This is a genomic window from Bacillus sp. TH17, from assembly GCF_016651125.1.
In the GTDB taxonomy this organism is placed as follows: domain Bacteria; phylum Bacillota; class Bacilli; order Bacillales; family Bacillaceae_G; genus Bacillus_A; species Bacillus_A mycoides.
Genome location: NZ_JAEKEN010000001.1, coordinates 311495 through 336696 on the forward strand (window position 1 = coordinate 311495; position 25202 = coordinate 336696).

Below are 25202 nucleotides of genomic sequence, written 5' to 3' on the forward strand. Positions count from 1 at the left end.
TATAATATAACATATCGGGAATAAAAATACAAAATGAAATAATGTGACACTTCAGTGAAATGAAAAAAAACAGCTCCATAAAAGAGGGAGCTGGTTAGAATGAAATTATTTAACAAAGCGTTTTTCAATGTCGTCTAGTAGTAAGTTAGCAGCCATTACACCGCCAGCTGTATTCCAAATAACGTCGTCAACTTTGTATGCTTTTCCGTTCTTTACTGCATTTAAGTTTTTAAAGAGAGGGTCGTTTATATATTCTTTTTCTAGTTCAGAACCTTTTTTCTCATTGCCTTTATCGAATGTGAAGTAGAATAATACATCGCCATCCATTGCCGAAATACGCTCTTTAGATACGTTACGTTCTGCGAAATCATCTTTGTTTTGATCTCCAGGACGTTTAAATCCAAGTTCTTTTAAAATAACACCAGAGAATGTATCGCCATGATAAATACGAACATCACCAGGCATAAAACGTACCATAGAAATTTCTTGATTTACTTTATCGCCAAGTTGGCCTTTCAAATCTTTCATACGTTTTTCGTAATCAGCTAAAACCTTTTGACCTTCTTTTTCTTTATTTAAAGCCTTTGCATAAAATGTGAAGTTATCTTTCCATTCACCGCGCAATGTTTCAGAGAACACAGTAGGTGCGATTGCTTTTAGTTGCTCGTACACTTTTTCGTGACGCATTTTGTTACCGATAATTAAGTCTGGTTTTAAAGAAGCAATCGTTTCAACGTTAACTTGTCCTTCGTCGCCAACAACTTTTACATCTTTCATTTTGTCCTTAATATGCGGATACCACGGATCACCAGTCCAAGACTTTACAGCACCAACGGGTTTCACACCTAATTCAAGTAAAGCTTCAGTTCCTTCATTCGTTAAAATAACTACACGTTTTGGATTAGCAGGAACTTCTGTTTTACCCATTGCGTGTTCAACGGTAATTATTTCTTTTTTATTATCTTCTTTTGTTGATTCTTCTTTGTTATTTGATTTTCCACAAGCACTTAAAAGAAGTGAAAAAGCTAGTAGAAATACAAATACTGTAAACGATTTCTTTTGCATGAAATTCATTATGTACCCCCTACATGTTGAGAATATTTTTCAATAGCAAGCATGATATTAAGCCTTTATCTTTTGATTGTCAATATATATTACTGAAAATAGTTCTCATTATCGTTGACAATGAGAATTAAGTTGAAATACACTTACAACGTATCATTATACATTGAAGGGGAAACGCTGCATGTTATTAAAAACAAATCAAGCAAAATGGATTGGATTATTTGTTGGAATCGTTGCAGTCGTTATTTGTATTTGGGGAAGTATTATTTTCGGATATACAAATACGAGCTGGAAATTAGCTGTAGATGCTTTTTTCCATTTTAATGGTTCAAATGAGCATATTATTATTCAAAATGTGCGTCTACCAAGGGCGTTAATTGCAGCAAGTGTTGGTGCTAGTTTAGCCATTGCGGGTTGTTTAATGCAAACTTTAACAAAGAATCCGCTTGCTTCTCCAGATTTTATTGGATTAAATTCAGGCGCTGCGTTCTTTATAGTTGTAGCAATTGTACTCTTTTCCGTGACATCATTATCAGCTTTCACATGGATTGCCTTTTTAGGAGCGGCAGTTGCAGCAGTACTTGTATTTGCCTCTAGTTCTTTAGGAAAAGAAGGGACAACGCCTCTTAAGTTAACATTAGCAGGTGTAGCGATAAGCGCTTTATTTTCATCATTAACACAAGGGTTACTTGTATTAAATGAAAAAGCATTTGAAGAAGTGTTATTTTGGCTTGCCGGATCTGTGCAAGGAAGAAAGTTAGAGATTTTACAATCAGTATTCCCGTATTTATTAATAGGCTGGATTGCATCTTTTATGATGGCAGGGAAAGTAAATACATTAATGATGGGGGAAGATGTCGCAAAGGGGCTCGGACAACGAACGATTTTAATGAAATCATTCGTGTTACTTATTATTGTACTGTTGTCTGGTGGTTCAGTTGCGGTTGCTGGTCCAATTGGATTTATTGGCATCGTTACTCCTCATTTCGCAAGAGCTCTTGTTGGGGTAGATCACAGATGGAGAGTACCCTATAGCGGATTGTTAGGTGCAATACTATTAATCTTGGCTGATATAGCAGCAAGATATGTCATTATGCCACAAGAAGTACCAGTAGGGGTTATGACAGCATTTATCGGGGCCCCATTCTTTATTTATATTGCACGTAAGAGAGGGCTTAGCAAATGAAGAAGTATATTCCGTTTCGTATTGGAAAAGGCGAGCTCTCGTTTTTAATGTATAAACGAGCTTGTCTCGTCTTATTGAGTTTACTAGTTGTTTTAATAGGATTATTTTTTGCGAGTGCAGGTATGGGGGATATGAAAATTGCTCCTTATGACGTATGGCAAGCGATTACCGGAAATGGTGATGCGATGTCAAATATGGTTGTAAATAAATTTCGTATGCCGCGTATTTTAATTGCTATCCTCGTAGGAATTGCGCTTGCGGTAGCGGGCTGTATTTTACAAGGGCTCGTTCGAAACCCACTTGCTTCTCCTGATATCATCGGAATTACGGGCGGGGCAAGTGTTGCAGTTGTACTCTTTTTAGCTATATTTAGTGATAAAAACAATGCGTTAACAGTAAGCATTCATTATATGCCGCTAGCAGCTTTTGCTGGGGCAACAATTGTAGCGTTTTTTGTATATTTATTTGCCTGGAAAAATGATGGATTATCACCGATTAGTCTTGTTTTAATTGGTGTTGGATTTTGGGCATTAACGAAAGCAGCAACAACTTTATTTATGTTGTTAGCGCCAATTTATCAAGCAAGTCAAGCGAATGTATGGATCACAGGTACTGTTTACGGTTCTTCATGGCAAAATGTTATGGTACTTGCGCCGTGGGTTCTTATTTTAACGGTAATATCATTTATAGCGGCTAGACATTTAAATGCTCAAGAGTTAGGGGATGATATTGCGGTAGGACTGGGTGTTCCTTTAACGAAGTCACGCGTATTCATGTTATTACTTAGTACAGCTTTAATTGGCGGGGCAGTTGCCTTTGCAGGAGGAATTGGATTTGTTGGTTTAATGGCACCTCATATTTCGCGAAGATTAGTTGGCTCTTTCTACGGTGCATTGCTCCCAGTTGCGGCGATTATCGGTGCAATTCTAGTACTCGCTGCAGATTTAATTGGGCGTACAGTTTTCACACCACTTGAAATTCCAGCAGGGGTATTTACATCAGCAATTGGTGCACCTTATTTTATTTATTTACTTTATAAAAGTCGGAATTCATAAAGGGAGATGAATATGCAAAAAGCATTGGAGACGAAACGCTTGACGCTGTCGTATGGTGAAACGATTATTATTGATGAGCTGAATTTAGAAATTCCAAAAGGGGAAATTACAATCTTCATCGGTTCTAACGGTTGTGGGAAATCAACTTTATTACGTTCACTAGCTAGATTATTAAAGCCAACAACCGGTGACATTTTGTTAGATAATCAAGCAATTCAAAGTATGCAAACGAAGCAAATCGCTCGTCAAATGGCGATTTTACCGCAAGGGCCACAAGCACCGGAAGGACTTACGGTATTACAACTTGTAAAGCAAGGACGTTATCCATATCAAACATGGCTGAAGCAATGGTCCGAAAAAGATGAGGAAATGGTACAAAAAGCGCTTGCTGCAACGGGTATGACAGAATTTGCTGAACGTGATGTTCATGCCCTTTCAGGTGGACAACGTCAACGTGCTTGGATTGCAATGACCCTTGCACAAGATACAGATATTATTTTGCTTGATGAGCCGACTACATATTTAGATATGACGCACCAAATTGAAGTGTTAGATTTATTATTCGAATTAAATGAAACAGAGCAAAGAACGATTGTTATGGTATTGCACGATTTAAATTTGGCATGTCGTTATGCAGACAACATTGTAGCTATTCAAGATAAACAAATATATGCGCAAGGTAAACCAGAAGAAGTTATTGACCAGAAGTTAGTTCGGGATGTATTCCGTATGGAGTGTCAAATAAGCGCTGATCCGTTATTTGGGACACCGCTCTGTATCCCGCATGGAAGAGGAAGACGTGTACTTAAAGAGGCTGTTCAGGCGATGAGATAACGAAAAAAGACGATGAGGATTCATCGTCTTTTTTATTTTTGGCAAGAAAATAATAGAAAAAGGGGAATACGTAAACGTCGTTCATATTCTTCTTCATCTTGAAAACAGTTTCGATTTGGTGTAGCTTCTTTTAAGCTTGTAATCGTAAATCCGGCTTGTTGTAATAATGTAAAATATTCTTCCGTAGTCCGGTGATATTTAATAACTTCTTGATCAATCCATGGCTCAACTCGTTTTCCTGTTTCGAAATAATCATCGACGAGCCAACTAGTTCTTTTACCACTCGTTTGCAAGCTTTCAAATGAAGAGGTAATAACGGGATGTTGAACGCTAAAGGTGAAGGTTCTGTTTGTTTTTAAAGTTTGAAACACATTTTGAAAAATGATATCAAGGTGTTCAATATAATGTAAGGCGAGTCTAGATGTTACTAAATCAAAAGTAGAAGGAGGGTATGTGTAGTCTTTGAGGTTTAAAAAATGAACGGTGCCATTTTTATTTTCTAGTTGTTTTTTAGCTTTTTCATACATAAGCTCGGAGCCTTCAATACCAGTGTAAGAGTGGCATCCATGTTCTAATAATTCTTCGCCGAATTTAGCATCACCACAACCTAAATCGAGGATTTGTTTTCCTGTTACATTGCCAATGAGCTGAAAGAATGCTGGTTTTTCAAGGGATTCGTTTGGACTATTTTCTCGATATCTTCGCTGCATATATTGCTCTAAAAACGATTCGTTATTATATACATCAGATTCAGTAAATGCCATTTTAAAAGCCTCCTAAATATTTTTTTAATTCTATCAAATATGAAAAGTAAATGATAGATTTCTTGTAATGAATCATTTATAATTTAAAATTGTAAGCGGTTTCTTTAAACTATTTTTCTATAATAAATTCTGAAAACGTGTTAAGCTAGTAGAGGGATTATTAGAACTATTAAGATAATAATCCGCTTACATGAACGATGGGAGGCTTCACGATGTCTAGTAAAACACTTGCAAACTTTTTAGAAGAAAATTTAGAGGATTTAAAATCAAAGGGGCTTTATAACGTAATTGATCCGCTTGAAAGTCCAAATGGACCGATTATTACAATTGGCGGAAAAGAATATATTAACTTATCTTCAAACAACTACCTTGGATTAGCGACTGATAATCGCTTACAAGAAGCAGCAATTGGTGCAATTCATAAGTACGGTGTTGGAGCAGGAGCTGTTCGTACAATTAACGGTACTTTAGATTTGCATATTAAATTAGAAGAAACAATTGCAAAGTTTAAACATACAGAAGCAGCAATTGCTTATCAATCAGGATTTAACTGTAATATGGCAGCGATTTCAGCTGTTATGGATAAAAATGATGCGATTCTTTCAGATGAATTAAACCATGCATCTATTATTGATGGTAGTCGTCTATCAAGAGCGAAAATCATCGTTTATAAGCATTCTGATATGGAAGATTTACGCAAAAAAGCAATCGAGGCAAAAGAATCAGGTCTTTATAATAAATTAATGGTTATTACAGACGGTGTTTTCTCAATGGATGGAGATATTGCAAAATTACCAGAGATTGTTGAAATTGCAGAAGAGCTGGATTTAATGACATATGTAGATGATGCACACGGTTCAGGTGTACTTGGCAAAGGTGCAGGTACTGTAAAACATTTCGGCCTTTCTGATAAAGTTGATTTCCAAATTGGTACATTATCAAAAGCAATTGGGGTAATTGGTGGATATGTAGCTGGGAAACAAAACTTAATCGATTGGTTAAAAGTGCGTTCACGTCCATTCTTATTCTCAACAGCTTTAACACCAGCTGATGCAGCTGCTTGTATGAGATCAATTGAAATTCTAATGGAAAGCACAGAGTTACACGATCGTTTATGGGAAAATGGTCGCTATTTAAAACAAGGGTTAAAAGAACTTGGCTTTAACATTGGAGAAAGTGAGACACCAATTACGCCTTGTATTATTGGTGATGAAGTATTAACACAAGAATTTAGTAAACGTCTAAATGAAGAAGGCGTATACGCAAAATCTATCGTATTCCCAACCGTAGCAAAAGGAATGGGACGCGTTCGTAATATGCCTACAGCAGCTCATACGAAAGAAATGCTAGATGAAGCAATTCGTAAGTATGAAAAAGTAGGGAAAGAAATGGGTATCATTTAAGTAACGACATCTTTTGAATAGCTTGCAAATGGGGAGTGGGAAAAATGAAAAAAATTCTAGTAACCGGTTCTTTAGGGCAAATTGGTTCTGAACTAGTAATGAAACTTCGTGATGTATACGGCGCATCAAATGTTATTGCAACAGATATTCGTGAAACAGACAGTGAAGTAGTAACGTCTGGTCCATTTGAAACGTTAGATGTAACGGATGGACAAAAATTACATGATATTGCAAAGCGTAATGAAGTAGATACAATTATTCATTTAGCGGCTTTACTTTCAGCAACTGCAGAAAAAAATCCGTTATTTGCTTGGAATTTAAATATGGGCGGACTTGTAAATGCATTAGAAGCAGCACGTGAATTAAACTGTAAGTTTTTCACGCCAAGTTCTATCGGTGCATTTGGTCCATCAACGCCAAAAGATAATACACCACAAGATACAATTCAGCGTCCTACTACGATGTATGGGGTAAACAAAGTAGCAGGAGAATTACTATGTGATTATTATCATCAAAAGTTTGGCGTTGATACGCGCGGTGTACGTTTCCCAGGCTTAATTTCTTACGTAGCTCCTCCAGGAGGCGGAACGACTGACTATGCAGTTGAAATTTATTATGAGGCGATTAAAAAAGGTACATACACCTCATACATTGCAGAAGGAACATACATGGACATGATGTATATGCCAGATGCTTTACAGGCAATCATCTCATTAATGGAAGCTGATCCAAATAAACTAGTTCATAGAAATGCGTTTAACATTACAGCAATGAGTTTTGAACCAGAGCAAATTGCAGCATCAATCCGTAAACACATTCCGAACTTTACAATGGATTACGCAGTAGATCCAGCTCGTCAAACAATCGCTGATAGCTGGCCGAACTCTATTGATGCAACAGCAGCAATGAAAGAGTGGGGCTTTAAGGCAGAATATGATTTAGACAGAATGACAACTGATATGTTAGCCAAGTTAAAAAAAAAGCTCGCAGCTGAGTTAGTGATGAATTAATAGGAAGAGCCGATTCTTAGGAATTGGCTCTTAATTATTTTAGGAAGGGAGAAAAGCAACATGCAAAGAGTTGATGTTGTATATGCATTAATACACGATAGCGAAAAAGATAAAATATTAATGGTACATAATATAGAACAAAACGTTTGGTCATTGCCAGGCGGGGCTGTTGAAAAAGGTGAAATATTAGAGGAAGCACTAGTAAGAGAAGTGAAAGAAGAGACAGGTTTAACTGCTGCGGCAGGTGGACTTGTTGCGATCAATGAAAAATTCTTTGAAGAACCAGGGAATCATGCGTTATTTTTTACATTCCGAGCAAATGTTGTAACAGGTGAACTTGGTGCAGAAGATGAAGAAGAAATTTCCGCAATCGAGTGGGTGGATCGGACAATCGCAAATGAACGATTCCCATTCTACGATGGGGGATTTGAAGCATTGTTAGAAGTAGCCATTCCATATAAATTTCAACCAGAAACACAGTGAGTGAACGAAAAAACAGGAGCCTCGTGGCTCCTGTTTTTCTATTCAATCGTCTTCAGTAATAGTTTCTTCAACAATGGTTTAATCTTCAGGCGTAAATCTTCAGCATGATTTGCAACTAAGAAGTGATGGTTATAAATGTTTTTCATTAGTTGATAAGTCGCTTCTTTCGCTTCGCCTTCTTCGATAAAGATGCCGATTACTTCCATACCACTTTTACGAGCAAGTTTGACTGCTTCGTGCGTATCTAAAATTCCGTCTTGTTGATAGTCTAGTGCAGAAGGTTCACCGTCTGTAAAGACAAGTAAGAATTTATGTTTTTCTGGTCTTTTCGCAAGCTTTTCGGAAACGATACGAATAATATACCCGTCGCGGTTATCTTCTTCTTCGCGAAGTTGCATAATTTCTGGACCGACGTTTGGTAACGTTGAGTTTTTATACGTAACAACTTCATGGATAACGTTCGGTTTATCTTCAGGTTTAGCACTAGAAGCATCTTCCCAAAATCCACTAATAGCGTGCGGGATTTTTAAAGATTTCAACGCTTCATGGAATAGGACCACACTCTTCTTCGTTTCTTCCATTTTGTTATACATAGAACCAGAGCAGTCCACTAATAGTTGGAATGCAACGTCGAGCTCTTGTGATTCTTGTCCTTTTTTATAAAACATACGCGGCTGCTTTTCAGTATAAATACGAAGGAATTTCTTACGAAGCCTTCCGTAATATTTATCACTGTTTGCATTCGTTTTGTTTTCAATTGTTTTTTCGATAATTTTCTTTAATTCTTTTACATCTTTATTAACGACTGATTTGATAGCTTGGTAATCTTTTTTCTCATCAGGATTCGATTTGCGAGCTTCTTTAAATGTATGAGAAGCTCCCACATTATACTTGCCGTATGCACCGTCGTTTTGGCTAGAAGCATGAGACGCTCTTGCTTCCTCTGTATCAGTACCATCAAAGTTAGATTGTGTACTTTTTTGGGAAGTACCTTGTACAGAACCAAGTGCTTGGTCACCATCTTCTGATTCACGAGCAGTATCACCCATCATATTTGTTTTTGTTCCGCTTTCTAAATCAAAGCGTAAAAAGTTCTCGTTTTCATTGTTTTTATTTTCACGGTGCCATGTCGAGAAGCTTTCATCCATTTTGTTTTTGTTATCATCGTCATCTAGGAGCTGCGTATCATCATTTGCTAATTTTTCAGCGCGACTGTCTTTCTCATCTGCAATCACAGATAAATAAAGCGGTGCATGTCCGAAATAATTATTAAGCATATCACTTTCCAGAAGTCCTTCTAAACGATAGCGAATTTTCTCAACAATATACATAATATCTTCCGTATTACGAGCTTGGAATGTTTCATGCAAAATTGATTCAATTTGCTCGAAATATTCATTATTAAACATTTCATATTTATCACTCGTTAATGAAAGATAGCATAGACAAAATAGACGATCACCGTGATAGTTACGAACACGATTTATTTCATTTTGTGAGCCAAAGTAATTGCGATACATTTCTTTTCGGCGTTTAAAAATATGTTTTGTGCCAGGACGTAAATTTTTGACGATTTCCTCAACACGTAAATCTTCTAATAGAACAAATAATTGTGTTAAAAACTTTTTTAGCGGCGATTCTTGTAACTCAATCGCATAAGAACGAATTAAAGTCATGTCCGAGTAATGTTTATTACCAAGTGCCTTTAAGAACACTTCACTTTTTAATCCGATTACTGTATCCTCTTCTTTTCGATCATCCCAAAAGTGACTAATGACAACCTTTTTTTCAATTTCGTCGTAGTATGCTTTATAGCCATACTCAAGATAGGCATCGTCTTCTTTTAGAAGAGCATACATTAAGTTTTCCATTTGTAGAAACAGCGACGCATCAATTTTTTTGTCACTAAAAATTTGTCTCATGAATTATCCCTCAAAGAAATAACTTTCTGCTAATTCACGGACAGTCATTTGTTCTGTTTCATCGTTTAATTTTGCGATAATACTACGTTCAATTGCACGCATAACAGGAATATATACACCTAAATCACATGCATCGATAATGCCACGAATACTAGCTGCTTCTTCACTTACGCGCCCATCACGAGCTAAAGGCATAAGATCGCTTGCGAATGCAACGAACTTTTCAATTGTTGCAACATCATTTAATTTTGATTCAGATAGTAATAGTTCTTTTAATGTATCACCTTGAATGTAAGGAACTTCAATAATAACGAAACGGTTTTTTAACGCTTCGTTTAGTTCACTTGTCCCAACATAACCTTCGTTAATCGCAGCAATTACGCGATATTCGTCATCACCGTATACAACTTCTTGTGTAAATGGGTTTGTAATCATTTTACGGTAATCTAACGCACCATGAAGAAGTGGTAACGTTTCAGGTTTTGCCATATTGATTTCATCGATATAAAGGAAATGACCGTTTTTCATTGCCTTCATAAGAGGACCGTTAACGAACGTAACTTCAGATGCGCCGTCTTTTGTTTGTAATGTGTTGTATCCTAAAATACCTTCTACATCTAAGTCGACAGAACAGTTAATGCTATGCATTGGTTTTTGGAATAAAGAAGAAAGAGTTTCCGCTAGTACTGTTTTACCACTACCAGTTGGTCCTTTTAATAGAATGTTTTTACCAAGTAAAAGTGCTGTAATGGCATCTTCAATAATGCTGTTATCAGATGCTTTATATATTTTCTTGCCAATTAAATGTGCATTTTCACCAGCTTCTTGTTTATTCTTTTCATGAATTGTAGAAAGCTGCTGTTTTAAATCAGAATGTATATGAAATTGTTCTAACATGTATTTCCCACCTAACATTATTTTCATAAAGTAATACATCTTATGATAACTTGTTTTAATATGGTATGCAAAGAAAAGGAGAAGGGGGAAATATAAAAGAAAAAGCAATCAATATCACATTGATTGCTTATAGTAAAGGAGAAATGAGTCGCATAAAGGACTCTAATATTCGTTTTTTGATACTTCTTTTTTGGAACGAGTTCCATTTAATTTCAGTGGAGTGTTTAAAGTCTTCTTCAAAATCGCGTTTAATATCATGAACGGTTTCTGATTCATATAGTACGCTAATAATTTCATAATTCAATTCAAAGCTACGTACATCCATATTTGCTGTTCCGATTGTTGCAATTTTATCGTCAACGAGTACAATCTTTGCGTGCATAAATCCATCTTTATAACTGTAAATAGAAGCACCAGCTTTTAAAAGTGGAGTGAAATAGGATTGAGATGCTTGATCGCTAATAATACTATCACTCTTACCAGGATATAAAATGCGTACATCTATGCCAGATATTGCACTTAAGCGTAATAATGTTAAAGTTTCTTGATCCGGAATAAAGTATGGTGTAGCGATCCAAATAGATTTTTTGGCTGAGCCCATAACAGCTAGTAATGTATTACGAATACTTTTATCATCTGAGCTTGGTCCACTTGCTACAATTTGCACCGCACCTTCTGCATCCTTAATTTCTTTTCCTGGGAAGTAGTGTCTATTCATAAATTGATCCCAAGAATAAGTATTCAATCCACTAGACGCATAAAGCCAATCTTCTAGAAAGATGGCTTGTAATTTATACAATGCTTTTCCTTCTATTTTTAAATGACTATCACGCCAAACAGGGAATTTTTTTGAGCGACCAAGATATTCATCACCGACGTTGAGCCCTCCGGTAAAACCAATTTCTCCATCTACAATGACGATTTTACGGTGATTACGATAATTAACTGTCTCGAGTAACCAAGCTGAAAAAATAGGGTCAAATTCGACAATTTCAATTCCAGCTTTTTTCATAGGTTGTAAAAATCGTCGTCTTAACGTATTACTTCCGAGTCCATCATAAAGGAAGCGTACAATAACACCATCTTTTGCTTTTTGTATTAAAGCATCTCGTACTTTTGTACCAATCTCATCAGATTTATAAATATAGTATTGAATATGTATGTGATGTTTTGCATTCTCGATTGCGTTCAAAATTTCTGAAAAGGTTTGATCACCGTTTGTTAAAAGTTTTGTTGTCGTTCTATCTGCGGCAGGCCCGCCTCCGAATTTTTGTACGACTTCTGTTAAATGTATAGAACGTTCATGTAATGGGACTGTGAGTGATAATTCTAGTCGTCTTCCTTCTAATATTTCGCGGAATAACTTTCTTTGTTCTTCTGAACGATGAAGATGTTTTTTTCTTCTCCAACGGCTACGCCCGAAAATAGAGTATAAAAGGACACCTACAACAGGAAGAAGTGCTAATACTAAAAACCACGCTAAGGTGCTTTGGGGTGATCTATTTTCGATAAAAATAACGAATGAAATTCCTACGATTGTGATGGACCATAGAGCACCAACAAACGTATATAAAGAAATAACCGATGTATTTAATAGGAAAAGAACGATAGATACGATTGTAAATATTAATAATAATTGAACGATAGGTTTCTTCATTTCTATAAAATTCCTCAAATCTTTCTTAAATATAGACTTCTTATATAAAAGGTGTAATCTGACATTCTTATTATAAAGTGTTTTGTTTTTTTTACAAAATATAGACATTTTCCCCATGCTTTCCGCATTTGTCCTACATACAGTATATTATTACATTTTTATATAGAAAAGGGGATGAATAAAATGTACGATCTTCCATTTGGTGGATTTGTACATTCTCCATTTTTAGGAGGAGGATTCTTTCCTGGAAGGGGCTTTACTTAGTCCTGCGTTTGGTTATGGCGGATATTGCTATCCATACTATACGGATTATTAACAGTATCCTTACTATTCATACAACACATATTAAAGTAGGGAAATTGAAAAGGAGAGGAAGAGAAATGAACTATATGCTAAATCACGGAGGATATTATCGTAATCATCATGGTGGGGGAGGGCATAATCACCATGGAGGACACAATCATTATGATCATCATCATCACGGTGGTGGATGGGGCTGGGGTGGCGGTTCGTGGGGCGGAGGATTTTTCCCAGGAAGTTTTGCTGGAGGCATGTTAGGTGGGCTTACAGCTGGCGCATTAACGGGTGCGGCAGGTGGAGGCTACTATCCAGCACCGTACCCAGTAACATACCCAGCACCATATCCAATGCCATACCCGGGTTATCAGCAAATACCATATCAGTATTAAACTGAAAAAGAGGATATCCTCTTTTTTAGTTTAATAATTTATTTATAAAATATTTCCAAAAACAAGGTGAAAATATGTTAATATTTTATTATTATAATTCAATATGTTAAATGCAAATTTTGGCTTTATCCCGCTATTTGTGGGCAGTAAAACCCCCACCTCAAAATTCAGCTGGAACAAAGAAGTTAGGTGGAAGCCCTGCTACCCGTAAAAGCCCGATTGGTGATCAGTTGGGATGAACAAAACCCCCACTGATTAAAGTTTCACTTTATATTATTATTCGTGAATCGTTGCATTTTGTATATTAATCTCTATTTCATTATGTATCGGCAGTTAGATTTACATCTTAACATTTAATGAAATAAAAGAGGTTAGGTGTGAGGTCGTATTAGTAGGGAGCAGAGGCTAATAGTGATGAAATTGTCACTTTACAAATTCAAAGAATGTAAGAGAATACTGTATAATAAGCTTAGATAAGTAGAGAGATGAGAAGCTTCTACTATAATTAAAACAGCACCATATTGCTTTTTTTATAAATAATATTATGTTATTTTAATCGGCCTATTTAGAAAAAAATTGTGATTTATCCCGCATTAAAGGGCAGTAAGACTCCCACCTCAAAATTCGGTGAATGTGAGGAAGTTAGGTGGGAGATAAAAGCCCGATTGGTGAAGGCTAATAATCAGTGGGGGATGGCCCCCCCACTGATTAAAGTTTCATTTTATGTAAAGGCGTATTGTTAGAAAATGAAATATCTCTATTTCTATGAAGAGAAACGAGTTGTGTTTTAGTCAGATAGGAAGCAAGGAGAGGTGCGCATGCTAGAACAAAGAGGTCATGCATTATATGACTCTTCATTGCAAGATTTAAAATTAGCATTAGATGAGTCTTCAATTGTTGCTATTACAGACCGAAATGGTCTTATTACATATGTGAATGATAAATTTTGTAAAATCTCAAAATATAAAAGAGAAGAGTTAATAGGAAAAGATCACCGTATTTTAAATTCCGGATATCATCCGAAAGCATTTTTTCAAATCCTATGGAAGCGTATTTTGAGTGGAAAAGTCTGGACAGGGGAAATTCGAAATCAAGCAAAAGATGGTACGTATTATTGGGTTAAAACAACAATTGTTCCATTTTTAAATGAAAAGGGAGAACCTTATCAATTTATTGCAATTCGAAATGATATAAGTAGTAGGAAAGAAGCAGAACAAAGATTACGATTAAGCGAAAGTCGTTATAGGGAACTTGCTTATCATGATGCGTTAACAAGTTTACCGAACCGTTTACAGTTAATTACGACTGTAAATAAGATGATTGCAGAGAAAATAGAGTTTGGCATGATTTACTTTGATTTAGATCGTTTTAAATTAGTGAATGATACGTTAGGTCATATGATAGGAGATTTACTTTTAAGCGAAGTTGCTTCACGGTTGCATTATGTGCTAGGAGAGAAAGATGTTCTGGCTAGGCTTGGTGGCGACGAATTTGTGCTGTTAACAAAAACTCATACACATGATGAGATGAGGCAGTTAGCGACATCCGTGTTGTCATGCTTTCAAGCGCCATTTATGCTTGAAGGTCATGAAGTATATATTTCAGCTAGTCTAGGACTTTGTTCCTATCCGCAAGATGGAAAAGACGTTGAAACGTTATTAAAAAATTCGGATTTAGCCATGTATAGTGCGAAAGAGCAAGGAAGAAATGCGGCGTGCTTCTTTACAGATGAATTACGTGCGAAAATAAACCGTAGAATGAAAATAGAATTTGCTTTGCAAAAAGCGATTCGTGACGAAGAATTAAAAGTGGCATTACAACCCATTATTGATTTGAAAACAAAGAAATGTACTGGTATTGAGGCTTTAGTACGCTGTAGGACAGAAGAAGGTCCTATTTCACCAAGTGAATTTATCCCTGTAGCTGAAGAGTGTGGACTTATTATAAAACTAGGAGACTGGGTACTAGAAAAGTCATGTCGACTGTTTAAAACTTTACCAGATTATCAAGAGGGACTGAAGTTATCTGTTAATTTATCAATACAACAATTGATGCAAAAGCGATTTATTTTATCTGTTCGTAGTATATTGAAGCGAACAGGGTTTCCGCCAAATCGTTTAATATTAGAAATAACAGAAAGTATAGCTGTACGTCATTTTGATTATATTATTGCTACATTACAAGAATTAAGAAGTATGGGAATTTTAATCGCTTTAGACGATTTCGGAACAGGGTATTCCTCATTATATTATTTAAAACAACTACCACTTGATATTGTGAAAATTGATCGTAATTTTATTCGTGAGTTTCATTATGATCATGCACAACCAGAGCGAACGATTGTAAAATCGGTTATTGAAATCGCCCATAGTTTAAATTTATTAGTGGTTGCTGAAGGGGTAGAAACGGTAGAACAAGAAAGTTTATTAAAATCAATGAGTTGCGACTTTGTACAAGGTTTTTATTATGCGAAACCGTTAGATATAGGGGAACTAAAAGAAAAGTTATTAACTGATTTTTAATAAAAAAAGAGAAGCGAAAAGCTTCTCTTTTTTATTGTTTTTTTTGTGAATCTTTCATTAAAACTGGATAAAGAATAAGACCTAATACAAACAAACCAATGCCTAAGAAGAATGTTTTTAAATCAGCAGTTCCCGTTTTAATAACCCATATGGAATATAAAAATGCTAATGCAGTAATGATTCCATCTTTTATTCGAGATCCCGGCATTATATCATACGTTTCCCCCGTAATAACTAATTTTAACTGATACAAGGTAGAAACAAGGTACGGGATTAAATATGCTAATGTCGCTACAACAATAGCGAAATTATATGCTTCTGAAACAGTACCAGAAATCGTTGAGAATAAGAAAATTTGCGTCATCACATTTGTAATAAATAATGATTTTGAAGGACTACCTTTTTTATTTGTTTTACTGAAAAACTTAGGGAAAAGTCCATTTTTAGCAGCCTGGTAAGGTACTTCTGAGCTAACAACGATCCATCCTACAGTAGAGCCGAATAAAGATACGAGTGCAAGTAAGGCCATTATATAAGCACCTTTAGTACCAATTGCTAAATTTAATGCATCTACTAATGGTTTTTGAGACTCTTTTAAAGCGTCTTGTGGAAGAGCGCCCATTGTTAGTAGAGTAATTGCCATGTAAATAAGAAGAGCGATGATTAATCCGAAAATCGTAGCTTTCTTAACATCGTGCTGAGATTTTGCACGGTTAGAGAGCATAACTGCTGACTCAATACCGATAAACGCCCAAAGTGTTGCAATAGCAGCGGAATTTATTTGTCCACCCAACGAAATAGGTTGTCCAGCTTCATTCATAAATGTTTGACCGTCCCCGAAATTAGAGGCATTGAAAATGAATAATGTGATTACAATAAACATTGTAAATCCGATGATTTTTGCGATTGTTGCAAGAAGGTTCATATTTCCGGCTCTATCAATATTTTGAGAAAGAATATATTGAATTCCCCATAGCATCATACTACATACTATGAAGGTTAAAGCTTTTCCAAGTTCTAATGAAAATCCGTTTGTTGAAAAGAGAATTTGCTTACTTTGTAAAACTGGGAAGAATGTTGATAAATATCCTGCAAAGGAAATAATTACAGATGCTGTAGCAGCCCAGTTAGCAGCCCAGTATCCCCAAGCCATACTATATCCTGCAACTTTACCTGTCTTTTGAGAAGTAAACATTGCTTGGGCGTAACTTTGTGGTCCTGCTTTTAATTCTGGTTTACGAATTGCTAAATTTCCAAATACGAGTGCAATCATAAATACACCAAGTCCTGTAATACTCCATGCCAGTGTAGATCCCATTGGACCTGATACGTGTGCTAAATTTGCTGGGAGCATAAATACGCCACCGCCAACCATATTCCCGATAACAAAAGCTGTTAAAATCCATAATCCCCATTTTTTCGTTTCCATTTTTGTTAACTCCTTTGTAGTAAGTTTTGCTTAAACATCATTTTTTACTAGCATTTTTGGCAATAAAAAAAGAGCCATGTAGATAAAAAATACCTACATGGCTCTTTGCCAAAGCGTAGGTACAACGGGAATAACCCTTGTACCTACGCGTAATTTTTCCGCTAGGTTTCAAGGGTTAAGTATGATGATGATGTTTTTGTGCAAATGTAACTACAGTTGTATAAGTAAGCATAGTTCTTTGCTCCCTTTCTCCTCTGATTTTGAAGTTAGTATACTACATGTTTTTTTGAATGAAAAGAAAAATTTATAAAAATACGTTTTAGAGACCAAATATTTACCTATAGTTTTCTTGTACTGGAAAATAAGTGAGAGATTGGCAGAAGAGTATAGCGTGGTATAATACATATAGAACTAGAAGGTGACAAGGGGCTATTGTAGATGATGAGTAAGTATGAACAAATTTATACAGAAATCAGCAAGTCTATTGATAATAAACAATTAAAAGAAGGATGTAAAATCCCATCAGAAACGGAATTAATGAAGCAGTATGAGGCAAGTAGGGGTACTGTAAGAAAAGCTGTAGATTTATTGCAAGAGCGTGGACATGTTCAAAAAATACACGGAAAAGGTGTTTTTGTATTAAAGCGCAAAAACATTGAATTTAACTTTGGTGGTATTGTAAGTTTCCAAGAAGAAAATGAACGTCTAGGACGTCATTGTATTACAGAAGTCGTGGAAATAGAGAAAATGAAAGCGACACAAGATGTAGCAAAGTTATTAAACGTGAAAGAAAAAACGGAAATAAATCATATTAAACGTGTACGAAATATTGATGGAGAAAAAGTGATTTTAGATATAAACCATTTTGTATCGGAATATATTCCAGGATTAACGAGAGAAATTGCAACTGCATCGATTTATAAATATATTGAGAAAGAATTAGGGCTACATATTAGCTATTCACAGCGGGTAATTGAAGTGCAACCATGTACAGAGGATGACCGAAAGTATTTGGATTTAAATGGAACAGACTATGTTGTCGTTGTAAAAAACTTTACTTATTTATACGATGGGAGTCAGTTCGAATATACGGAATCACGTCACCGTTTAGATATTTTTCACTTTTCGGATGTGGCGCGAAGAAAATAAAGAGATGGAGCGAAATAATCGTTCCATCTCTTTATTTATCCCGCTATTTGTGGGCAGTAAAACTCCCACCTCAAAATTCAGCTGGAGCAAAGAAGTTAGGTGGGAGATCAACTGCCTGTAAACGCCCGATTGGTGAAGGCTAATAATCAGTGGGGGATGAACAAAACCCCCACTGATTAAAGTTTCACTTTATAAAAAAATCACCAACTTATATATATGAGTGTTGACTAACTTATATATACGAGTTAATATGTAAGTGTAAACGGTATCAAAAAAAGAAAAGAGGGACGGGAATATGGGGAAAGACTATCGTAAAACAGCAAAAGAAGTGTTGCAGTATATTGGTGGGAAAGACAATATTGAACAAGCTGCGCACTGTGTAACGAGGCTACGTATCGCTTTAAAAGATGAAAATAAAATAGATAATGATAAATTACAGTCTGTTTCATTAGTAAAGGGAGCGTTTCATAACGCTGGGGTATTTCAAATTGTAATTGGTCCAGGTGATGTCGATCGAGTATACGCTGAATTGATAACGCTTGCAGGTATGGAAGAATCGACAGTAGCTGACGTAAAAGGTTCAGGGGATAAAAAATTAAATCCAGTTCAAAAGTTTGTAAAAGTATTTTCAGATGTATTTATGCCGATTTTGCCAGCAATTATTACGGCAGGTTTACTAATGGGGATTAATAACCTGTTAGGGGCAAAGGACTTATTTTTTGATGGGAAAAATTTATTAGAAGTATATCCGAACTTAGGTGGGCTTTGGGATTTAATTAATATGATGGCCAATACAGCATTCGTATTCTTACCGGCACTTGTTGGTTGGTCAGCAACGAAGCGCTTTGGTGGTAGTCCAATACTAGGGATTGTTATGGGATTAATGCTTGTGCATCCGGCCTTATTAAACGCGTGGGATTATGGAAAAGCAGCGACTGGTTTAGAGGGACAAAAGATTGAGTACTTCGATATTTTAGGGCTATTCCAAATTGAAAAGGTAGGGTATCAAGGTCAAATTTTACCCATTTTAGTAGCAGCATTCGTATTAAGTAAAGTTGAAATCTTCTTAAAGAAACATGTGCCAAACGCAATTCAATTATTAGTTGTACCAATTACAACAATCGTTGTAACGGGTGTGTTAGCGTTAGGAATTATCGGTCCAGTTACACGTCATATTGGCGATTTATTAACGGCTGGATTAGTTGGCGTATATGAAACGGTACCAGTAGTTGGAGCAGTATTATTTGGAGCATTATATGCACCGCTCGTAATTACAGGAATGCATCATATGTTTATTGCAATTGATTTACAGCTAATTGCACAGCACGGCGGTACATTTATTTGGCCGATGATTGCTCTTTCTAACATTGCACAAGGTAGTGCGGCACTAGCGATGTTCTGGATTTCTAAAAATCAAAATGATAAAAGTATGGCATCAACATCAGCAATCTCAGCGTACTTCGGTATTACAGAGCCAGCGATGTTCGGTGTGAATTTAAGAAATAAATTCCCGTTCTATGCAGCGATTATTGGGTCTGCTATAGCAGCGATATTTATTACATTAAATGGTGTATTAGCACCAGCAATCGGAATTGGCGGATTGCCAGCATTTATTTCTATCATTCCGAAATCGATTCCAATGTTTATTGTAGGGATGATAATCGCAGTAGTAATTCCATTTACATTAACATGGTTATTTGCGAAACGAGTAAAACAGAAGTAGGAGGAAATTAAGCATGAAAGATTGGCATAAAAGTGTAGTCTATCAAATTTATCCGAAGAGCTTTAATAGTTACTATAATAAAGAAACCGGTGATATAAAGGGAGTTACAGAGAAATTAGATTATTTAAAGGAACTTGGAGTGGATTATATTTGGTTAACACCGATATACGGATCACCACAAAATGACAATGGATACGATGTAAGTGATTATTACAGCATTGATCCATCTTACGGGACGATGGAAGAGTTTGAAGAGCTTTTAAAAGAAGCGAAAGTACGTGACATTGAAATCATGCTTGATATCGTTGTAAATCATAGTTCAACGGAGCATAAGTGGTTTAAAGAAGCAAAAGAAGATAAGAATAGTCCGTATCGAAATTATTATATTTGGCGTGATGAAAAGAATAATTGGCAGTCTAAATTTGGAGGATCTGCTTGGAAATATGATGAGAAAACAGGGCAATATTTTTTACATCTATTTGATGAGACGCAAGCTGATTTAAACTGGGAAAATGAAAAGCTTCGTGAAGAAGTGTACGATATGATGCGCTTTTGGTTGGAGAAAGGTGTAAAAGGATTCCGCCTTGATGTTATTAACTTAATTTCAAAAGATCAAAGATTTTTAAGTGATGAAGGCACCACTGCTACAAGTGATGGGCGTAAATATTACACAGATGGTCCACGCGTCCATGAATATTTACAAGAGATGAGCCAAAATGTTTTTGAAGGGAAAGATGTAATTACAGTTGGAGAAATGTCATCTACGACAATTGATAATTGTATTAAATATTCGAATCCTGAGCGCAATGAACTAAGCATGACGTTTAGTTTCCATCATTTAAAAGTAGATTATCCGAATGGTGATAAGTGGACGAAAGCTGATTTTGATTTCATTAAATTAAAAGAAATTATGTCTAATTGGCAAATTGAAATGCAAAAGGGCGGAGGATGGAATGCGTTATTCTGGTGTAATCATGACCAGCCTCGTATCGTTTCACGGTTTGGTGATGATGAGAAGTACCGAAATGAATCTGCGAAAATGTTAGCGACAGCTATGCATATGTTGCAAGGAACGCCTTACATTTACCAAGGTGAAGAAATCGGTATGACGAATCCTAAATTCGAGTCCATCGAGCAATATCGTGATGTAGAATCGTTAAATATATATGATATAAAGCTAGAAGAAGGATTATCAAAAAAAGAGATTATCGGGATTTTAAAACAAAAATCTCGTGACAATTCCCGTACTCCGATGCAGTGGAATGAAGAGGTGAACAGTGGTTTTACAACAAGTACACCTTGGATTTCTGTGGCTGAAAATTTTAAAGAAATAAACGTAGAGAAGGCATTAGAAGATAGAGAATCTGTATTTTATCATTATAAAAAGCTAATTGAACTTAGAAAAAAATACGATGTCCTTACAGAAGGGAAATATGCTATTTTAGATGGAAATCATCCTAGCATTTGGGCGTATACACGTACTGTAAATAATGAAGTATTACTTGTTATAAATAACTTCTATGGAGAAGAAATAACGTATTCTGTACCAGTTCATGTTCAATTAGATGGTATGAAACAAGAAGTATTATTATCAAATTACAAAGATTCAAGTAAAGATATTACCAATCTTAACTTAAGACCGTATGAGTCAATTGTATATCGTTATATGAAATAAAAGGTTGGATGCCGGCGGGCGTCCAACCTTTTTATTTTAAGACGCCACTATATAAAATCTTTACTTCTACTTCCGGTTTAAATTTTACCTTTGCATAATCTTTATTCCAATTCTTTTTCTTCCATAACTCTGGATGATAAGCGATAAGATTTCTACCTATACCGAAAGCGTCACAATTTGCTTTTTGTAGCTTTTTCGTTATTTGTTTTGCTTCTTTTGTGAGCTGCTTAGATAATTCTTTGTTTAGTTTTTTTCTTTCTCCCATTTTATAAAGATTATCTCTCGGTGCTTCAAGAGCGATTACTTGTAGCTTTAGTTTTAGATGAGCGTAAACATTTCCTTTTGTGTCAGTCGTTATATTCAAGTCTCTTTTTAGTTTCCGATTGCTCACTTCCATTGTTAAATAATCAGATGTCTTCTCTGATTCATCGCTAGTAAGTTTTTGGGTTATACGGGCACTTGTTCCCATTTTTCCGGTTAATAACACGAATAGAACGGATTGTTTCAAAGGTAAATGCCCAGTTAATTTATCGTTGTTAAATAAAGCTAACCCGTTTGTAATTACTTCTTTTCCTTTTATTTTTATAGAAGGGAGGGTAAAGTCTTTACCGGGATCTAACATTTTTGTAGCAGCTGTTTCTAAAGTTTCTTTTGGAAATACACTCATATCTTCTAAGCTTTTCACTTTTTTCTTTAGAAAATCTCCAATTAGTAAATTTCCTACCTTCTTTTTTTCTAGTATCTCGGATGTTTCACCATCTACTGCAATAAGTTTTACTAAAGCAGTTGGGTTTGTTGGGTCCCGAAAGCTGACATCTAAATAGGGGAGTATACCTTTTTTTAGAATTTTGGTTCCTAGTAATTGAACACCATATTTAAAATAGCGAATATTCCCAGTCACATTTTTTTTTAGGGCATCGCTTGTATCCCTTATGTTATGCCCGTTTGCTGAATGTATTTCATTCTCGAATGAAGATTGCTCTCCGCTTGAACTTTTTACGAGTTCAAGCGTTTGCTGAAGTTTATTTTCTTCCGTAATATCATATCCAATGCTATAAGCTAATCTCGCTTCTCTTAATGGTTCTTGATCCCAACAGCCAGAAAGGAATGCACTAGTACATAATATAAAAAGTAATTTAACTCTTTTTTGGAACATACTGTTCTCCTTTCTTATTCCTTATTACTGAATAAAGTAGAAATAAAAGAGGGAGGACAACTATGAAAATATACGTGAACTTATCAGTAAAAGTTGCAATTACTTTTAATTCTTCAGGTGTATCTATAAATAGGGCTACACTAAAAGCAATAATACCAACGATTGGAACAGCCTTTTTATGATTAGCCAGATTGAAGATATGTCCAATTCCTATAGAAGCAGCACAGTAATAACTAGCAATAGAAGCTACAACAGTTATCATCCATATTGGGATGAATAGTAAATCGGTTCGGTCTATAATCCCAATATGCAGAGAACGCAATAAGTAAGCAACTGGCTCTGGAATAAGTTCAACTTGTTTTGGACTAAATACGATAAAGCAAATCCAAACAGTAAAAGTATAAAAAAGAGTTACAAATCCATTAGCGATAGAAATTGCTTTCAGTTTTGCCACAGAACTCCCGTTTACTTTTGGGAAAGCGATAAGAATAATCTCAAAACCATACATAGCTGTAATGGTTTCTTTTGATGCTTGAATAATATTCCACCATCCGGCTTCTGTAATTGGAAAAATGTAAGAAAAATCAGCTCGTGTAAGCCCTAGGGCAATTAAAAGAGCCATTGGTAAAATGAGAATAGAAGCCATGACGTAAAACCGTACGATGACTTTGAACGTATTATAAGCTATGTAACAACAAGCTATTGTAAATAGCATGAGGGTGGCATACCAAGGAGTTGCTTGTAATATCCAAACTTTAATGACATTACAAGCATTTAACATAACCGTCATACCGATAAGGGTAAAATAAAAAACATAAGCAAAACCTAATAGTTTTCCAAACTTATTCCCAAATAGCATACAAACACTTTCATACATATCTGCATCAGGAAATCGTTTTAAGAAAAGCCACATAAGTAAAATAATAAGTTGAATTGCAAGACCAGCGATGAGAGCAGAAATCCATCCGCCACCTTTCGCTATTGGGTGAAGACGGTTTGGTAGAGAAAGTATACCAACTCCGATTTGGCATTGAATAACGAAAAAGGTAAATTGAACAAGTGAAATTTTACTTTGCGTGTTTGTCACCGTTCTCATCCTCTCTCGTTACATGTTGTCGTTGCATTTTTTTCGGTTTTGAATCATGTGGTCGTTCCCAAAACGACCAAATTGGTAGTCGTACAAAAGAGTCTTTCATATCTTTTATCCGCATCGGAGCAACAGGAGAAAGATAGGGGGTATGAAATGAATGTAACTGGCATAAATGAACGAAAGTTATAATGAGACCGAATGATATTCCTACATAGCCGAATATGGCAGCAAGGAGCATTAACGGAAAACGAAGAATCCGAACTGCGGAACTCATATCATTTGATGGAACAAGAAAAGATGAGATTGCAGTTAAAGCTACAACGATAATCATTGTATAAGAAACGAGACCGGCTTTTACAATTGCATCACCAATTACTAAACCACCTACAATACCGATTGTTTGTCCAACTCGGCTTGGCAAGCGAATACCAGCTTCCCGTAATAATTCAAAGATTAATTCCATTAAGAGAGCTTCAAAAATAGGAGGAAGTGGCACTTTTTCTAATGAAGCTTTAATCGTATAAACAAGTTCGAGCGGCAACACATCAGGATGAAAAGCAACTGTTGCGATATATATAGCGGGCAAGAGAAAGGCAATCAAGAAACTGACTAAGCGAATCATTCGGATGAAAGAACCGACAATCCAGCGGTTATTATAATCATCTGGTGATTGATAGAAAGCAAATAACGTAACAGGAACGATAAGTGCAGTTGGATCTCCATCAGATAAAATAGCAACTCGTCCTTCCATTAAATTTGCTGCGACTCTATCTGGACGCTCTGTATTTAATTGTTGCGGAAAGGGTGAGAAAGACGTATCCTCTATAAATTCTTGTATATATCCTGGAGGCATAAGTGCATCTGTCTTAATCGTTTCTAACCTTCTTTTTACTTCTGTAACTAGATCGTCATTAGCTATGTTTTGCATATAAGCAATTGCCACTTTCGTATGCATTTCTTCACCGAGTGTGAAATATTTAACGACGACATGTGGACTTTTTATGAGTTTACGAATAGAAGCTAAATTGGTTGCTAAATCTTCTACTAAACCAGTATGCGGTCCACGGACAATCCCTTCATTATCAGGTTCTGTTATATCTCTCTTTAAAGATAGAGCTGTTTCGAAAATACAAAAACTGTCGACGTGTTCATGAAAATATAAAGATTTACCTTGTAATAAAAGCTGCACACCATAATTTAAATTTGTTTCTTTTTTCATATTTAATGTGGCAAAAGCTTTATCTAAAGACAGATCCGATCGAGTTAATAATGGTTCAAGAGCTAATTGATGAATTAAATTTGGGTCTGCTAAAGATTCGATATATATAATTGTTCCTTTTCCATTTTGGAAAGGGACATCTAATTTTTTTATATCATCTGAATGACAGAGCTTATTTTCAATGTAATTAATATTTTCTGGAATTGATGGAAACATATGCTTTTTTTATTATCTTGTTGTGAATTTTTCTGTTCGGCCATAATTTCCATCTCCT

Annotated in this window: 19 protein-coding genes and 1 pseudogene; 11 read left to right on the forward strand and 9 right to left on the reverse strand. The window is 35.7% G+C overall.

The window, feature by feature from the left end:
• Nucleotides 1–105: 105 nt before the first annotated feature.
• Nucleotides 106–1074 (reverse strand): ABC transporter substrate-binding protein, encoded by a 969-nt coding sequence (locus JFT95_RS01440; RefSeq protein WP_201051200.1) that lies wholly within the window; start codon nucleotides 1072–1074, stop codon nucleotides 106–108.
• Between the two features lie 172 nt (nucleotides 1075–1246).
• On the opposite strand from JFT95_RS01440, the gene JFT95_RS01445 reads away from it, so the two are divergent.
• From JFT95_RS01445 to JFT95_RS01455, 3 genes are read left to right on the forward strand one after another with little or no spacing between them, the layout of a single operon-like run.
• Nucleotides 1247–2251 (forward strand): FecCD family ABC transporter permease, encoded by a 1005-nt coding sequence (locus tag JFT95_RS01445; RefSeq protein WP_201051202.1) that lies wholly within the window; start codon nucleotides 1247–1249, stop codon nucleotides 2249–2251.
• A complete protein-coding gene (locus JFT95_RS01450) occupies nucleotides 2248–3306 on the forward strand; it encodes a FecCD family ABC transporter permease (RefSeq protein ID WP_201051203.1) in 1059 nt (352 codons plus the stop codon). Before JFT95_RS01445 ends, JFT95_RS01450 begins: the two co-directional genes overlap by 4 nt.
• A 12-nt stretch (nucleotides 3307–3318) precedes the next feature.
• Nucleotides 3319–4140 (forward strand): ABC transporter ATP-binding protein, encoded by an 822-nt coding sequence (locus JFT95_RS01455; protein WP_002167083.1) that lies wholly within the window; start codon nucleotides 3319–3321, stop codon nucleotides 4138–4140.
• 32 nt (nucleotides 4141–4172) lie between these two features.
• Here the strand turns inward: JFT95_RS01455 and JFT95_RS01460 are convergent, their stop codons facing one another.
• Complete coding sequence (locus tag JFT95_RS01460; protein WP_201051205.1) at nucleotides 4173–4904, reverse strand: class I SAM-dependent methyltransferase; 732 nt, start codon at nucleotides 4902–4904, stop codon at nucleotides 4173–4175.
• A gap of 212 nt (nucleotides 4905–5116) precedes the next feature.
• Here JFT95_RS01460 and JFT95_RS01465 point away from each other — a divergent pair, with 212 nt between their 5' ends.
• The 3 genes from JFT95_RS01465 to JFT95_RS01475 are packed head-to-tail and all read left to right on the forward strand — an operon-like array spanning nucleotide 5117 to nucleotide 7800.
• A complete protein-coding gene (locus tag JFT95_RS01465; protein WP_000095918.1) occupies nucleotides 5117–6307 on the forward strand; it encodes a glycine C-acetyltransferase in 1191 nt (396 codons plus the stop codon).
• A 44-nt stretch (nucleotides 6308–6351) separates the two neighbouring features.
• Nucleotides 6352–7317, forward strand: a complete 966-nt coding sequence (locus JFT95_RS01470) for an L-threonine 3-dehydrogenase (RefSeq protein WP_088294029.1) — start codon at nucleotides 6352–6354, stop codon at nucleotides 7315–7317.
• A gap of 60 nt (nucleotides 7318–7377) precedes the next feature.
• Nucleotides 7378–7800: an NUDIX hydrolase gene (locus JFT95_RS01475; RefSeq protein ID WP_063218721.1), complete on the forward strand. Its 423-nt coding sequence runs from the start codon at nucleotides 7378–7380 to the stop codon at nucleotides 7798–7800.
• Nucleotides 7801–7838: 38 nt separating this feature from the next.
• Here the strand turns inward: JFT95_RS01475 and JFT95_RS01480 are convergent, their stop codons facing one another.
• The 3 genes from JFT95_RS01480 to JFT95_RS01490 form a co-directional block, all read right to left on the reverse strand.
• Nucleotides 7839–9722: a vWA domain-containing protein gene (locus tag JFT95_RS01480; protein WP_063218720.1), complete on the reverse strand. Its 1884-nt coding sequence runs from the start codon at nucleotides 9720–9722 to the stop codon at nucleotides 7839–7841.
• A 3-nt stretch (nucleotides 9723–9725) separates the two neighbouring features.
• Entirely contained in the window at nucleotides 9726–10619 is an 894-nt protein-coding gene (locus JFT95_RS01485; protein ID WP_000892986.1) for an ATP-binding protein, read from the reverse strand.
• A 127-nt stretch (nucleotides 10620–10746) separates the two neighbouring features.
• Nucleotides 10747–12276, reverse strand: a complete 1530-nt coding sequence (locus JFT95_RS01490; RefSeq protein ID WP_201051206.1) for a cardiolipin synthase — start codon at nucleotides 12274–12276, stop codon at nucleotides 10747–10749.
• A gap of 380 nt (nucleotides 12277–12656) precedes the next feature.
• Here JFT95_RS01490 and JFT95_RS01495 point away from each other — a divergent pair, with 380 nt between their 5' ends.
• Both JFT95_RS01495 and JFT95_RS01500 read left to right on the forward strand, forming a co-directional pair.
• Nucleotides 12657–12965 carry a hypothetical protein gene (locus JFT95_RS01495; protein ID WP_016101834.1) on the forward strand — a complete coding sequence of 103 codons (309 nt, stop codon included), beginning with the start codon at nucleotides 12657–12659 and terminating at the stop codon, nucleotides 12963–12965.
• A gap of 818 nt (nucleotides 12966–13783) precedes the next feature.
• Nucleotides 13784–15487 carry a putative bifunctional diguanylate cyclase/phosphodiesterase gene (locus JFT95_RS01500; protein WP_201051207.1) on the forward strand — a complete coding sequence of 568 codons (1704 nt, stop codon included), beginning with the start codon at nucleotides 13784–13786 and terminating at the stop codon, nucleotides 15485–15487.
• 31 nt (nucleotides 15488–15518) lie between these two features.
• Here the strand turns inward: JFT95_RS01500 and JFT95_RS01505 are convergent, their stop codons facing one another.
• A complete protein-coding gene (locus JFT95_RS01505; RefSeq protein WP_002010500.1) occupies nucleotides 15519–16916 on the reverse strand; it encodes an amino acid permease in 1398 nt (465 codons plus the stop codon).
• 438 nt (nucleotides 16917–17354) lie between these two features.
• Between JFT95_RS01505 and treR the strand changes: the two genes are divergently transcribed.
• The 3 genes from treR (at nucleotide 17355) to treC (ending at nucleotide 21463) form a co-directional block, all read left to right on the forward strand.
• On the forward strand, nucleotides 17355–18065 hold the full coding sequence (gene treR, locus JFT95_RS01510; RefSeq protein WP_201051208.1) for a trehalose operon repressor: 711 nt from the start codon (nucleotides 17355–17357) through the stop codon (nucleotides 18063–18065).
• A gap of 295 nt (nucleotides 18066–18360) precedes the next feature.
• Nucleotides 18361–19788: a PTS system trehalose-specific EIIBC component gene (gene treP / locus JFT95_RS01515; RefSeq protein ID WP_088294037.1), complete on the forward strand. Its 1428-nt coding sequence runs from the start codon at nucleotides 18361–18363 to the stop codon at nucleotides 19786–19788.
• A gap of 13 nt (nucleotides 19789–19801) precedes the next feature.
• Nucleotides 19802–21463 carry an alpha,alpha-phosphotrehalase gene (gene treC, locus JFT95_RS01520; protein ID WP_201051209.1) on the forward strand — a complete coding sequence of 554 codons (1662 nt, stop codon included), beginning with the start codon at nucleotides 19802–19804 and terminating at the stop codon, nucleotides 21461–21463.
• A gap of 31 nt (nucleotides 21464–21494) precedes the next feature.
• Here treC and gerKC read toward each other — a convergent pair whose 3' ends face one another.
• The 3 genes and pseudogenes from gerKC to gerKA form a co-directional block, all read right to left on the reverse strand.
• Nucleotides 21495–22619 carry a spore germination protein GerKC gene (gene gerKC, locus JFT95_RS01525; protein ID WP_201051212.1) on the reverse strand — a complete coding sequence of 375 codons (1125 nt, stop codon included), beginning with the start codon at nucleotides 22617–22619 and terminating at the stop codon, nucleotides 21495–21497.
• Complete coding sequence (locus JFT95_RS01530) at nucleotides 22600–23706, reverse strand: GerAB/ArcD/ProY family transporter (RefSeq protein ID WP_000185782.1); 1107 nt, start codon at nucleotides 23704–23706, stop codon at nucleotides 22600–22602. The genes gerKC and JFT95_RS01530 overlap by 20 nt, the downstream gene beginning before the upstream one ends.
• Nucleotides 23687–25188, reverse strand: a pseudogene (gerKA, locus tag JFT95_RS01535) (spore germination protein GerKA). Before gerKA ends, JFT95_RS01530 begins: the two are co-directional and overlap by 20 nt.
• Nucleotides 25189–25202 lie beyond the last annotated feature (14 nt).

Bases quoted from the DNA above. Each gene is read 5' to 3' on its own strand.
- JFT95_RS01495 (WP_016101834.1), top strand. From the start codon at position 12,657: ATGAACTATATGCTAAATCACGGAGGATATTATCGTAATCATCATGGT.
- JFT95_RS01450 (WP_201051203.1), top strand. From the start codon at position 2,248: ATGAAGAAGTATATTCCGTTTCGTATTGGAAAAGGCGAGCTCTCGTTT.
- JFT95_RS01485 (WP_000892986.1), bottom strand. From the start codon at position 10,619: ATGTTAGAACAATTTCATATACATTCTGATTTAAAACAGCAGCTTTCT.
- JFT95_RS01440 (WP_201051200.1), bottom strand. From the start codon at position 1,074: ATGAATTTCATGCAAAAGAAATCGTTTACAGTATTTGTATTTCTACTA.
- treR (WP_201051208.1), top strand. From the start codon at position 17,355: ATGATGAGTAAGTATGAACAAATTTATACAGAAATCAGCAAGTCTATT.
- JFT95_RS01445 (WP_201051202.1), top strand. From the start codon at position 1,247: ATGTTATTAAAAACAAATCAAGCAAAATGGATTGGATTATTTGTTGGA.
- JFT95_RS01480 (WP_063218720.1), bottom strand. From the start codon at position 9,722: ATGAGACAAATTTTTAGTGACAAAAAAATTGATGCGTCGCTGTTTCTA.
- JFT95_RS01475 (WP_063218721.1), top strand. From the start codon at position 7,378: ATGCAAAGAGTTGATGTTGTATATGCATTAATACACGATAGCGAAAAA.
- treC (WP_201051209.1), top strand. From the start codon at position 19,802: ATGAAAGATTGGCATAAAAGTGTAGTCTATCAAATTTATCCGAAGAGC.
- JFT95_RS01465 (WP_000095918.1), top strand. From the start codon at position 5,117: ATGTCTAGTAAAACACTTGCAAACTTTTTAGAAGAAAATTTAGAGGAT.
- treP (WP_088294037.1), top strand. From the start codon at position 18,361: ATGGGGAAAGACTATCGTAAAACAGCAAAAGAAGTGTTGCAGTATATT.
- JFT95_RS01460 (WP_201051205.1), bottom strand. From the start codon at position 4,904: ATGGCATTTACTGAATCTGATGTATATAATAACGAATCGTTTTTAGAG.
- JFT95_RS01455 (WP_002167083.1), top strand. From the start codon at position 3,319: ATGCAAAAAGCATTGGAGACGAAACGCTTGACGCTGTCGTATGGTGAA.
- gerKC (WP_201051212.1), bottom strand. From the start codon at position 22,619: ATGTTCCAAAAAAGAGTTAAATTACTTTTTATATTATGTACTAGTGCA.
- JFT95_RS01490 (WP_201051206.1), bottom strand. From the start codon at position 12,276: ATGAAGAAACCTATCGTTCAATTATTATTAATATTTACAATCGTATCT.
- JFT95_RS01470 (WP_088294029.1), top strand. From the start codon at position 6,352: ATGAAAAAAATTCTAGTAACCGGTTCTTTAGGGCAAATTGGTTCTGAA.
- JFT95_RS01505 (WP_002010500.1), bottom strand. From the start codon at position 16,916: ATGGAAACGAAAAAATGGGGATTATGGATTTTAACAGCTTTTGTTATC.
- JFT95_RS01500 (WP_201051207.1), top strand. From the start codon at position 13,784: ATGCTAGAACAAAGAGGTCATGCATTATATGACTCTTCATTGCAAGAT.